Source organism: Enterobacter kobei, from assembly GCF_001729765.1.
Classification (GTDB): Bacteria; Pseudomonadota; Gammaproteobacteria; order Enterobacterales; family Enterobacteriaceae; genus Enterobacter; species Enterobacter kobei.
Window position 1 is genome coordinate 1,732,968 of sequence record NZ_CP017181.1, and the last position, 12,346, is coordinate 1,745,313.

At 53.8% G+C, this 12,346-nt stretch carries 13 protein-coding genes; 9 read left to right on the plus strand and 4 right to left on the minus strand.

The features are described from left to right. The first annotated feature begins 33 nt into the window (after positions 1–33). From csgB to ymdB, 5 genes are all read left to right on the plus strand, one after another. Entirely contained in the window at positions 34–489 is a 456-nt protein-coding gene (gene csgB, locus BFV64_RS08265; protein ID WP_069601914.1) for a curli minor subunit CsgB, read from the plus strand. 41 nt (positions 490–530) lie between these two features. Continuing rightward, on the plus strand, positions 531–983 hold the full coding sequence (gene csgA, locus BFV64_RS08270) for a curli major subunit CsgA (RefSeq protein ID WP_014883336.1): 453 nt from the start codon (positions 531–533) through the stop codon (positions 981–983). A gap of 60 nt (positions 984–1,043) precedes the next feature. Further along, positions 1,044–1,376 (plus strand): curli assembly chaperone CsgC, encoded by a 333-nt coding sequence (gene csgC / locus BFV64_RS08275; protein ID WP_023337081.1) that lies wholly within the window; start codon positions 1,044–1,046, stop codon positions 1,374–1,376. Positions 1,377–1,535: 159 nt separating this feature from the next. Continuing rightward, positions 1,536–1,856, plus strand: a complete 321-nt coding sequence (locus BFV64_RS08280) for a YmdA family protein (protein WP_014883338.1) — start codon at positions 1,536–1,538, stop codon at positions 1,854–1,856. A gap of 81 nt (positions 1,857–1,937) precedes the next feature. Then, positions 1,938–2,480, plus strand: coding sequence for an O-acetyl-ADP-ribose deacetylase (ymdB, locus tag BFV64_RS08285; RefSeq protein ID WP_014883339.1), 543 nt, complete (start codon positions 1,938–1,940; stop codon positions 2,478–2,480). Positions 2,481–2,515: 35 nt separating this feature from the next. On the opposite strand, the gene mdoC is transcribed toward ymdB, so the two are convergent. Continuing rightward, on the minus strand, positions 2,516–3,655 hold the full coding sequence (gene mdoC, locus BFV64_RS08290; RefSeq protein WP_023337083.1) for a glucans biosynthesis protein MdoC: 1,140 nt from the start codon (positions 3,653–3,655) through the stop codon (positions 2,516–2,518). A gap of 254 nt (positions 3,656–3,909) precedes the next feature. Here mdoC and mdoG point away from each other — a divergent pair, with 254 nt between their 5' ends. From mdoG to BFV64_RS08305, 3 genes are all read left to right on the plus strand, one after another. After that, on the plus strand, positions 3,910–5,463 hold the full coding sequence (mdoG, locus tag BFV64_RS08295; protein ID WP_032628846.1) for a glucans biosynthesis protein MdoG: 1,554 nt from the start codon (positions 3,910–3,912) through the stop codon (positions 5,461–5,463). Next, positions 5,456–7,984, plus strand: a complete 2,529-nt coding sequence (gene mdoH / locus BFV64_RS08300) for a glucans biosynthesis glucosyltransferase MdoH (protein ID WP_023338244.1) — start codon at positions 5,456–5,458, stop codon at positions 7,982–7,984. Before mdoG ends, mdoH begins: the two co-directional genes overlap by 8 nt. 85 nt (positions 7,985–8,069) lie before the next feature. Continuing rightward, positions 8,070–8,297, plus strand: coding sequence for a YceK/YidQ family lipoprotein (locus BFV64_RS08305; protein WP_014883343.1), 228 nt, complete (start codon positions 8,070–8,072; stop codon positions 8,295–8,297). A gap of 6 nt (positions 8,298–8,303) precedes the next feature. Here BFV64_RS08305 and BFV64_RS08310 read toward each other — a convergent pair whose 3' ends face one another. The 3 genes from BFV64_RS08310 to BFV64_RS08320 all read right to left on the minus strand — a co-directional run bounded on the left by BFV64_RS08310 (position 8,304) and on the right by BFV64_RS08320 (position 11,062). After that, positions 8,304–8,678: a MysB family protein gene (locus BFV64_RS08310; RefSeq protein ID WP_008500834.1), complete on the minus strand. Its 375-nt coding sequence runs from the start codon at positions 8,676–8,678 to the stop codon at positions 8,304–8,306. A 97-nt stretch (positions 8,679–8,775) separates the two neighbouring features. Continuing rightward, positions 8,776–9,993: a multidrug efflux MFS transporter MdtG gene (mdtG, locus tag BFV64_RS08315; RefSeq protein ID WP_014883344.1), complete on the minus strand. Its 1,218-nt coding sequence runs from the start codon at positions 9,991–9,993 to the stop codon at positions 8,776–8,778. Between the two features lie 142 nt (positions 9,994–10,135). Next, the gene (locus BFV64_RS08320) at positions 10,136–11,062 is read right to left on the minus strand and encodes a Kdo(2)-lipid IV(A) acyltransferase (RefSeq protein ID WP_023332678.1); all 927 of its coding nucleotides are present in this window, start codon (positions 11,060–11,062) and stop codon (positions 10,136–10,138) included. A gap of 221 nt (positions 11,063–11,283) precedes the next feature. Between BFV64_RS08320 and trhO the strand changes: the two genes are divergently transcribed. Next, complete coding sequence (trhO, locus tag BFV64_RS08325) at positions 11,284–12,333, plus strand: oxygen-dependent tRNA uridine(34) hydroxylase TrhO (RefSeq protein WP_014883346.1); 1,050 nt, start codon at positions 11,284–11,286, stop codon at positions 12,331–12,333. The last annotated feature ends 13 nt before the right edge of the window (positions 12,334–12,346 follow it).

The window sequence follows — 12,346 nt, forward strand, 5'->3', positions numbered from 1 at the left end:
GTGTTTTCAGGTAGCCGGGTCCAGGGTGACAACATGAAAAACACATCGTTATTTTTGATGTTTACATTACTGGGTGTGCCTGGATTTGTAACCGCGGCTAATACTGATTTGGCGAATGCTGAAATTAATTTTGCGGTTAATGAATTAAGTCGTTCATCATTAAATCAGGCAGCCATTATTGGTCAACAGGGCGTATTTAATGACGCTCAGATTCGCCAGGAAGGGTCGAAACTCTTGTCAGTCGTTTCCCAGGATGGTGCAGGCAACAGAGCGAGAGTTGATCAATCAGGGACTTACAATATTGCCTGGATCGATCAGAGCGGTAACGGGAACGATGCAGGTATTACGCAAGATGGATATGGTAATAGTGCAAAAATTATCCAGAAAGGGTCGGGTAATAGAGCAAATATTACGCAGTACGGTACGCAGAAAACCGCAGTTGTAGTGCAGAAACAGTCGCAGATGGCAATTCGCGTTATTCAACGCTAGTTATTTCGCGACGACTTTAATCAATCCGATGGGGGTTTACCATGAAATTTATCAAAGTGGCAGCACTTGCAGCAATCGTAGTTTCTGGTAGTGCTATGGCTGGTATGATTAACCAGGGCGGATGGGGTCATGGACATGGTCATGGCGGATACGGTGGCCCAAATTCAACCCTGAATATTTACCAGAATGGTGGCGGTAACTCCGCGCTGGCCCTGCAGACTGATGCCAGAAATTCAGTTCTGAATATTAGCCAGACCGGTGGTGGTAACGGCGCTGACGTTGGCCAGGGGTCTGACGACAGTAGCATTAACCTGACCCAGAACGGATTTGGCAACAGTGCGACACTTGATCAGTGGAACAGTAAAGATTCCGTGATGAATGTCAGCCAGTACGGTGGCCTTAACGGCGCACTGGTAGACCAGACGGCGTCTAACTCCACCGTCAACGTTACCCAGATTGGCTTTGGTAACCACGCGACAGCTCATCAGTACTGATACTGACATCTGTGCTACAAAAAACAGGGCTGATGCCCTGTTTTTTTTCGGGAGTTAATTATGAATACCTTAATTCTCCTCGCCGCGCTGTCGAGCCAGATAACCTTTCAAACCTCACAGCAGGGCAATATGACCACCATTATTCCGCAGGTCACGTTGACGGAATCGTGTGATTGTCAGGTCCAGATTGTTTCTTTGCGCGAAGGGCAGAGTGGACAAAGTTCATCCCGCCAGCAAAACACACTTTTTATCCCCGCTAATCAGGCGATTGATTTAATGCGCTTGAGTTTAAATATCTCTGCGGGAGACACGGTAACGATCGTGGTAACCGTCACTGATGGAAAAGCACTTCATTTATCACAACAGTGGTCGCCTGGAGGGCGCGCGCTCTAATAATTCATAATATCAATATGTTGCGAAGGTGGCGGGTCTGTGCCGTTGAGCTATGCTGTTATCAGGAACTGTGTCGTAATGTTCCGTAACGTGACACTTCGTTAACATAATGAAGCGCGTTTGCCCCTCATGGACGATTTTCATTGAGGAGTACCTATCGTGACCCACAATTTTGCACATCTTATTTCAGGTTTGGGCCTGCTCGTTTCTGCCTTTATCGTTCCTGCACATTCGGCCACTTTTGCGGAAGGGGGCGTCATTCACTTTCGCGGTGCAATCGTTGCTGACCCGTGTGAAGTTACGCAGCAACATCGGCAGCTGGCGGTATCGTGCCCGGATAAAAACCGTATGCAAACCCGTATGGTCAGTTACGACGATGCGCTGAACGGCATGACGACACCTTCCAGCCTGGCGACAGTGGATATGAAATACCTTAATCCTGAAAAAACGCTCGCAGTGGTTCAGATCCAGTACCGCTAATTCGTGTTTTACCGCCGATCGTTTTTCTCAATAACCCCTCTGCGATACACTTAAGAAAAAGGCGGGTAGCAGAGGGCTTTTATGAAACCGCAAATTGAAGTGATTCATGGCGATATTACGACCCAGCATGTCGATGTCATCGTCAATGCGGCCAATCCTTCCCTGATGGGGGGAGGCGGGGTTGACGGTGCTATTCACCGCGCTGCCGGACCGCAGCTGCTGGAAGCCTGTAAAATCGTGCGTCAGCAACAGGGCGAATGCCCGCCGGGCCATGCGGTGATTACGCTTGCGGGCAACCTTCCGGCCAAAGCGGTGATTCACGCCGTTGGCCCAGTATGGCAGGGCGGCGACCACCATGAAGCGAGTCTGCTGGAAGAGGCATACCGAAACTGCCTACGGCTTGCCGCCGACAACGGATACAAAACGATGGCGTTTCCGGCAATTAGTACCGGCGTGTATGGTTATCCTAAGGCGGCAGCGGCGACCATCGCGGTAGAAACCGTTTACCGTTACCTGTCGCTGAAACCGCTGCCAGAGAAGGTGACCTTTGTCTGTTTTGATGAAGACACCCTGCATCTGTATCAGCGGTTGTTGGCGCAGCGCAGACAAGCGTTGGAGAGTTGAAACAAACGTGGCGCACCGTCAGTGCGCCACGCTGCTCAGGCAGTTTTCGTCTGGGGCTTGCCTGAAAACAGGAAACGCAGGAGAGGGATCCGCAGATGGATCTCGTAGAGCACGATCGCCACGCCCACTACAAACACCAGTCCGGTAAAGAAGCCCAGCGTGTTAGAGGCGATATGCGGCGTGATGTAAGCCCCGAAGAACAGCGTCAACGGGTGATGCACCAGATAGATAAACAGTGAAGCATTGACGAAGTAGGTCACGCGGCTGGACTTAAAGTTCAGCAAGCGGTGGCCGAGTGCGAACACCACATTCACCATCCACAAGCCCAGCAGCATAGTGATCACGCTTTCCGTTTCATACATCCAGGCGTCGCCGCTACCGTAGCGCTGGTTCAGCAGATAGGCCGCAAACGCGAAGGCGGCACCCACTGCGCACCACGGTGACGGTGTGGTAAACAAGGCTTTAAGCTTCGGATAAATAAACGCCAGTGCGCCAATTAAAAAGAACGGAATGTAGAACAGCGACTGCATCACCACAAAATTAAACAACCCGTCGCTCAGTATCGGTGGGTAGACGATAAACAGAGTGCGTCTCACGGCGGCATAAGCAACGCCAAGCAGCAAAAAGAGCACCGACAGTTTGCCCAGCGTGACGTTGGCGAAGAAGGCGTCAGCGGTCGTGCTTAAATGACGGCGCAGACGGCTAAAGATCACCAGGCTGACCGTGGTCAGTACCACCAGTACCAGCAGGAACCAGAGGTGAGACACCAGTTCCCAGACCAGCGTATTGTACTTTTCATACAGCGTAAGATTCGGCCAGTTCTCTGCTTTGCCTTTAACATACTGCAGCATAATGAACTGCGGCAGCGTCAGCAGCGGGATGGCGGTCAACATAGGAATACCCACGCGCTCTACGCGGACTTTCCACCAGCGCTTCAGCGGATAGCGTAAAAAAAGCATGTAGGAGAAATAGCCTGAAATGACAAAAAACACCTGCATACGGAAGGCGTGAATAAAGTCATTAAACAGCGTGAGCCACCAGGAGGGCATCTGGCTATTAACATGCCACGTGTGGCTGGAGTAAATCAGTGAAATGTGAAAGGGGATCCCCAATAGCATCAGCCATGCCCGGATCGAGTCGAGGAAATATTCACGTTCTGTTGGTGATGTGCTCATATAACTTTGTGCATTCTCAGACTTTTCGTCTTATCCCTAAGACTCATAATGGTTACATTCGACGCCAACCCTACACCAAGACCGACACACTGTCTCCAGGATAAGCACGCAAAGTGAATCGCGGGTTCTTTCATTTGCTTAATCCATGAGCCAGTAGCTGAACAAAGCAGTGATTATGTTGTCGGATTGCCTGAGTTTCCATTAAAATGGATCGGATCGATATAAGCACACAAAGGGGGAAGTGCTTACTTATTATGAAACATAAACCACAGATGATGAAAATGCGTTGGGTGGGTGCTGCAGTCGTGTTATCACTGTATACCTCATCGGCACTGGCCTTTAACATCGACGATGTCGCAAAACAGGCAAAATCGATGGCAGGCAAGAGCTACGAAGCGCCGAAAAGTAACTTGCCCTCCGTTTTCCGCGACATGAAGTATGCGGACTATCAGCAGATCCAGTTCAATCACGATAAAGCGTACTGGAACAACATTAAAACCCCGTTCAAGCTTGAATTTTATCATCAGGGTATGTACTTCGACACGCCTGTTGCCATCAATGAAGTGACGGCGACCGCGGTACGTAAGATCAAGTACAGCCCGGATTACTTCAATTTTGGCAATGTGCAACACGACAAAGATACGGTGAAAGACCTGGGCTTCGCAGGCTTCAAGGTGCTTTACCCGATTAACAGCAAAGATAAAAACGACGAAATCGTCAGCATGCTTGGCGCCAGCTACTTCCGCGTGATTGGCGCGGGGCAGGTGTACGGGCTTTCTGCGCGTGGTCTGGCCATTGATACCGCGCTGCCATCAGGTGAAGAGTTTCCGCGTTTCCGCGAGTTCTGGATTGAACGTCCAAAACCAACGGACAAACGTCTGACTATTTATGCGCTGCTGGACTCCCCGCGCGCAACCGGTGCCTATCGCTTTGTGATTATGCCGGGTCGTGACACGGTCGTTGACGTGCAGTCTAAAGTCTATCTGCGTGACAAAGTGGGCAAACTGGGCGTTGCGCCGCTTACCAGTATGTTCCTGTTTGGGCCAAACCAGCCGTCGCCGGCAACCAACTTCCGCCCGGAACTGCATGACTCCAATGGTCTGTCTATTCATGCCGGTAACGGTGAGTGGATCTGGCGTCCGCTGAATAATCCGAAACATCTGGCAGTAAGCAGCTTTGCGATGGAAAACCCGCAGGGCTTTGGCCTGCTGCAGCGTGGCCGTCAGTTCTCTCGCTTTGAAGATTTGGACGATCGTTATGACCTGCGCCCAAGCGCCTGGGTTACGCCGAAAGGCGACTGGGGTAAAGGCAAGGTAGAGCTGGTTGAAATTCCAACCAACGACGAAACCAACGATAACATCGTCGCTTACTGGACGCCGGATCAACTGCCGGAAGCCGGCAAAGAGATGAACTTCAAGTACACCATTACCTTCAGCCGCGACGAAGATAAGCTGCATGCGCCGGATAACGCGTATGTGATGCAGACTCGCCGCTCAACGGGTGATGTGAAGCAGTCTAACCTTATCCGTCAGCCTGACGGTACCGTGGCGTTTGTCGTGGACTTCACAGGCCAGGATATGAAGAAACTGTCTCCGGATACGGCGGTGTCGGCTCAGGCCAGCATTGGTGATAACGGTGAAATCGTTGAAAACACGGTGCGTTACAATCCGGTAACCAAAGGCTGGCGTCTGACCCTGCGCGTGAAAGTGAAAGATCCGAAACAGACCACTGAAATGCGTGCTGCGCTGGTCAGTGACGATCAGCCGCTGAGTGAAACCTGGAGCTATCAGCTACCTGCCAATGAATAATACATCTGAATATATTGATGCCATGCCACTGACGGATATCGAAAAAGCGGCGCTGCCTAAGAGCGACATCCGCGCGGTTCACACCGCGCTGGATGGTGAACATCGTCAGTTTTCCCGTGATGATGATACGCCGCTGGGGTCAGTAAAAGCGCGTCTGGAGCAGGCATGGCCAGACTCGCTGGCAGAAGGGCAGTTGATTAAAGACGACGAAGGACGCGATCAGCTTCAGGCGATGCCGAAGGCGACGCGTTCCTCTATGTTCCCCGATCCATGGCGCACCAACCCGGTTGGCCGCTTCTGGGATCGCCTGCGTGGGCGTGATGTGACGCCGCGCTATCTGTCACGCCTGACGAAAGAAGAGCAGGCCTCTGAGCAGAAATGGCGTACCGTGGGGACTATTCGCCGTTACATCCTGCTGCTTCTGACGCTGGCACAAACGGTTGTCGCGACCTGGTACATGAAAACCATTCTGCCTTACCAGGGCTGGGCGTTTATTAACCCAACGGACATGATGGGCCAGGATCTCTGGGTCTCCTTCATGCAGCTACTGCCTTATATCCTGCAAAGCGGCATCCTCCTGCTGTTTGCAGTTCTGTTCTGCTGGGTTTCGGCCGGTTTCTGGACCGCGCTAATGGGCTTCCTGCAATTGCTGATGGGGCGGGACAAATACAGCATTTCAGCGTCAACGGTCGGGGATGAACCCCTCAATCCTGAGCACCGTACCGCGCTGATCATGCCTATTTGTAACGAAGACGTTGACCGCGTATTTGCGGGCCTGCGTGCGACCTGGGAGTCCGTCAAGGCGACCGGCAACGCGGCGCATTTCGACGTCTATATCCTGAGCGACAGTTACAACCCGGATATCTGCGTTGCAGAACAAAAAGCGTGGATGGAGCTGATTGCAGAAGTACAGGGCGAAGGCCAGATCTTCTACCGTCGTCGTCGCCGTCGTGTGAAGCGTAAAAGCGGTAACATCGATGACTTCTGCCGTCGCTGGGGTAACCAGTACAGCTACATGGTGGTGCTGGATGCGGACTCCGTCATGAGCGGTGACTGCCTGAGCGGTCTGGTGCGTCTGATGGAAGCCAACCCGAACGCGGGGATCATTCAGTCTTCGCCAAAAGCGTCCGGTATGGACACGCTTTATGCGCGCTGCCAGCAGTTTGCCACCCGTGTTTACGGGCCGCTGTTTACTGCCGGTCTGCACTTCTGGCAGTTGGGTGAATCGCACTACTGGGGTCACAACGCCATTATTCGCGTGAAGCCGTTCATTGAACACTGTGCGCTGGCGCCGCTGCCAGGTGAGGGTTCGTTTGCCGGTTCTATTCTGTCGCATGACTTCGTGGAAGCTGCGCTGATGCGTCGTGCGGGCTGGGGCGTCTGGATTGCCTACGACCTCCCGGGATCGTACGAAGAGCTGCCGCCGAACCTGCTGGATGAGCTCAAGCGTGACCGCCGCTGGTGTCACGGCAACCTGATGAACTTCCGCCTGTTCCTTGTCAAAGGGATGCACCCGGTTCACCGCGCGGTGTTCCTGACGGGCGTGATGTCTTATCTCTCTGCACCGCTGTGGTTCATGTTCCTTGCGCTCTCTACTGCATTGCAGGTCGTCCATGCTTTGACGGAGCCGCAATACTTCCTGCAACCGCGCCAGCTGTTCCCGGTGTGGCCGCAGTGGCGTCCGGAGCTGGCAATTGCACTGTTTGCGTCTACCATGGTGCTGCTGTTCCTGCCTAAGCTGCTCAGTATCATCCTGATCTGGTGCAAAGGTTCGAAAGAGTACGGCGGTTTCTTCCGCGTGACCCTTTCACTGCTGCTGGAAGTGCTGTTCTCCGTGCTGCTGGCACCGGTGCGTATGCTGTTCCACACCGTGTTTGTGGTCAGTGCGTTCCTGGGCTGGGAAGTGGTCTGGAACTCACCGCAGCGTGATGACGACTCCACGCCGTGGGGCGAAGCCTTCATGCGTCACGGTTCTCAGCTGCTGCTGGGGCTGGTGTGGGCGGCGGGCATGGCCTGGCTGGATCTGCGCTTCCTGTTCTGGCTGGCGCCGATTGTCTTCTCGCTGATCCTGTCGCCGTTCGTCTCTGTGATCTCCAGCCGTTCAACGGTGGGACTGCGGACTAAACGCTGGAAACTGTTCCTGATCCCGGAAGAGTACTCCCCGCCGAAGGTGCTGGTGGATACCGATACCTATCTGGAGCAGAACCGCAATCGCACGCTGGATGATGGCTTTATGCACGCCGTGTTTAACCCGTCATTTAACGCCCTGGCAACAGCCATGGCGACGGCGCGTCACCGTGCAAGTCATGTGCTGGAGATTGCCCGCGATCGTCACGTTGAGCAGGCGCTTAACGAGACGCCGGAAAAACTCAACCGCGACCGTCGTCTGGTGCTGCTGAGCGATCCGGTCACGATGGCAAGGCTTCACTATCGCGTATGGTCCGCTCCGGAAAAGTATTCTTCGTGGGTGAACTACTACAAAGACGTGAAGCTGAATCCGCTTGCACTGAAGGCGAAGTAAGTTGTTAACCAGGGCGGGTAAGCGTAGCGCCACCCGCCAGATAAAAATACCGGCTTAATCGCCGGTATTTTTTTAGAGGTAACTTATGAGAATAATCATTGTCGTCCTGATGGCATGCCTGCTTAGCGGCTGCGGCAGCATCATCAGCCGCACTATTCCAGGGCAGGGCCATGGGAATCAGTATTACCCGGGTGTGAAATGGGATGTCCGTGATTCCGCGTGGCGCTACCTGACCGTGCTCGATCTGCCGTTTTCGCTGATTTTCGACACGCTGTTGCTGCCCATCGATGCCAGCCACGGCCCGTACGAGTAGCGTAAATCAACGCTCGTCCCACTCATCGGCTGCGGTTTGACCTTCTTCCGTATCCAGCGGGGGTTCGAGCTGAAATTCGCCCTCATCCCACTCGTGCAGGGTGTTCTCTTCCAGCCACTCCTGCCGTAACTCGATTTCGTCATAATCACCATCAAAGACGGCCTGCGCGCCTTCACCGCTCAGGACCGGCAAACATTCCCCTTCTTCACCTTCATCAGCAAAGAATTCGGCCTGCCACATAATATCCCCGTCCTGCAGAACGTATTTTTGGATATTAAGTTGTTGCACGTCAGCATCTTCTTCCTCAACACCGGGATTGTCGGCGAGGAACTCTTCGCGAGCGGCATCAATAGCTTCTTCCAGCGTGGCGTACATGGTCATTGGTGTCTCCCTGTTTTCCAGAAGGTTTCAGGGAAAGAATAGCTGAAGATCGGATTCTGCAAGTATGAATGCGAAAATAAGCCGTCAGGCTTTCGCCTTATTCTGTCGTGGGGCGTAACGCGCGGGATAAACTCAACCACGAATACATCGCGTTGAACAACACCACGCCCGCCGTCACGATAAAGACGGCGCGGAAACCAAAGCTGGCGGATATACCTGCACCGAGAAGCGGTCCGGTCACGTTACCGATATCGCGAAATGACTGGTTATAGCTAAAGATTCGTCCGGCGATCTGGTTCGTGGAGTTGTAAACCAGCAGGGTCTGTACGGCGGGCAGTAACGCCCCGTCGGCGGCGCCCAGTAAAAAGCGCAGAACCCCCAGTTGCCACGGAGAGTGCACCATCGACATGGGGACAAGCAGCAGGACGGAGATCACCAGTGCGCAGATCAGAATTTTTTCCGGGCCCACCCGATCCCCCAGCTTGCCCAGCCTCGGGGCGCTAAGCAGCGCCGCCACGCCGGGCACGGAGGCAATCAGCCCGCTGATAAAGGCGATGTTACTGACATCACCCGCCAGGTCACGCACGTAGAGCGTCAGAATTGGCGCAATCGAGCCGGTAGCGACCTGAATAATCATTGTCGTGACGAACAGGCTCAGCACCAGTCTGGGATTCTTAAGCGAGGTCAGCACGTCTCTGGCATGGAGCATCTCTTTTTTGGCGACAGGCGTGAAGTTCTCACGGATACAGAGCAGAGTGACGATAAAGCACAGGAACAGCACGCTGGCGGTGATGAAAAAGACCGGGCGCAGGCCGTAATTATCCGCCAGCAGTCCTCCGGCCAGTGGCCCCAGCAAGGCGCCACTTACGCCACCGGTGGAGAGCGTCCCAAGCGCCCAGCCGCTCTTATGGCGCGGAATTTGCGTGGCAATCAGGGCATTCGCATTGGGAATAAATCCGCCCAGTAAACCCAGCAATGCCCGCAATACCAGGAACTGCCAGACGTTTTGCGCGACCCCCATCAGCGCCATGATGATGGCCATCCCCAGCGCAGAACGTAGGAGCATAATTTTTCGGCCCTTGCGATCGGCAAGGCCACCCCAGAAGGGTGAGGCAATCGCGGAGAAGAGAAACGTAATGCTGAAGACCAGTCCAGACCACATATTGAGCGCGCTGTGGCCCGTCACGCCCAGTTGTTCGACGTAGAGCGGCAGGAAAGGCATAACCAGGCTGAACGCCGCACCGGTAAGAAAACAGCCAAGCCACGCAACCGTGAGGTTACGTTTCCAGTTTATGGGGGCATCTGAGGGTGACATAACATTCCGCATAATGAGGTGCTGAGCACCTGAGGCATAAAGTAATAAGCCTGCTAATTATGCGCCTGGGTTATGATTGCCGCAATGCGGAAGCGCTTTTAAAGCTAAAACAGGAGGCGGCCCGAATGGGGCCGCATGAGGATCAATAGCGGGACGGTGTGCCCTGTGGTCGCGTTTTAAAGCGGCGATGCAGCCACATATACTGCTCAGGGGCCAGCATGATGCACTTCTCTACAACGCTGTTCATCCAGCGCGCGGTGGTTTCTGCATCGTCTAACGGCGGCGCGAGCTCCGGTTCGAGCATCATCAGCTCGTAGCCTGAGCCATCCGGCATACGGCGGGGCACAAAGGGGACGATGGCGGCTTTGGACATCCGTGCCAGCATCCAGGTGCCGGTGGTGGTGGCCGCCTCTTCAACGGCGAAGAACGGCACAAATACGCTCGACTGCGGACCGTAGTCGTGGTCGGGAGCATACCAGACCACTTCACCGGATTTAAGGGCGCGGATCATGCCCTTCAGATCCTTACGGTCGATCATGCTTTTATTGGAGCGCATGCGGCCGTTGGTCTGAATGAGATCGATAACCGGGTTGTCGTTTGGACGATAAACACCGATGCCGGGCGCCTGCATGCCAAACATCCGCGCCCCGATCTCCAGCGTCAGAAAATGAACCCCGATCAGCAGAACGCCGGTCTGGTTAGCCTGAAGCGTATGCACGGGCTCCATGCCGGTTCCCGTCACTTTGCTCCAGCGCGCCATGCGCTTATCTGACCAGAACCACGCCATACCGGTTTCCATGAGCCCCATACCGACGGATTCGAAATTCTTCGTGACCATATCGTGGCGCTCTGCCTCGCTCATCTGCGGGAAGCACAGCTCAAGATTTCGGTACGCGATGCGCGCCCGACGCTTCATGAACGTTAGCGCGATTCGGCCTAACGATTTACCTAACCGGAAGATAACAGGGTAGGGAAGCTGTACCAGTAGCCATAAAAAGCCAATGCCAAGCCAGGTCATCCAATAGCGAGGGTGCAAAAGGGCGACGGTAAATTTGGGTAACTGGGTCATGTCTTTCCTGTGTTCAAACGTCCTGTTTCGCTATTGTCGCATTTTTTGAGACGTTGCCAAAATATCTGCCAACGAAACCTGTACGACGAGAGCAATTGTTAAACCTGATTAATCAGGGTGTGTGAAATGTAGCGTAAATTGTGTGGATGTAAATTGGTTTTGTTTGCTATATGATGCCGACCGATTTTTCATTCTCTCTAACGATTCCAGGACTGTACACCATGCCAGTGTTACACAACCGCGTGTCGAATGAGATGTTAAGAGCGCGTATGTTGGCTGAAACCGAACCGCGCACAACCATCTCTTTCTATAAATACTTCACGATCGACGATCCGCAGGCGACCCGCGATGCGCTTTACCAGGCCTTCACGGCGCTGAACGTTTTCGGGCGCGTCTACCTTGCCCGCGAAGGCATCAACGCGCAGATTAGCGTACCGGAAAGCAAAGTCAGCGCTTTCCGCGAGTGTCTTTATCGCTTCGACCCCGCCCTCGACGGCTTACGTCTGAACATTGCCCTGGACGATGACGGGAAATCCTTCTGGGTGCTGCGCATGAAGGTGCGTGAACGCATTGTGGCGGACGGTATTGACGATCCTGAATTTAACCCGGCGAACGTCGGTGAATATCTGAAGGCCGCGGAAGTGAATGCGATGCTGGACGATCCGGATGCCGTGTTCATTGATATGCGTAACCACTATGAATACGAAGTGGGGCATTTCGAGAACGCGATGGAAATCCCGGCCGATACCTTCCGCGAGCAACTGCCTAAAGCGGTTGAGATGATGCAGGAGCATAAAGATAAAAAAATCGTTATGTACTGCACCGGCGGTATCCGCTGTGAGAAAGCCAGCGCGTGGATGAAGCACAACGGCTTTAATAAGGTCTGGCACATTGAAGGCGGCATTATCGAGTACGCCCGCCGCGCGCGCGAGCAGGGTTTACCGGTGCGTTTTATCGGGAAAAACTTTGTCTTTGACGAGCGTATGGGTGAGCGTATTTCGGAAGACGTTATTGCCCAGTGCCACCAGTGCGGTGCGCCGTGCGATACCCATACCAACTGTAAAAACGACGGTTGCCATCTGCTGTTCATCCAGTGCCCTGCCTGTGCCGAGAAGTTTAACGGTTGCTGCAGTGAACTGTGCAGTGAAGAGAGTATTCTGCCGGAAGAAGAGCAGCGTCGGCGTCGTGCGGGACGAGAAAACGGCAATAAGATTTTTAATAAATCACGCGGCCGTCTGAATACCAAACTGGGTATTCCCGACCCGGAATGATAATAACGCCCGG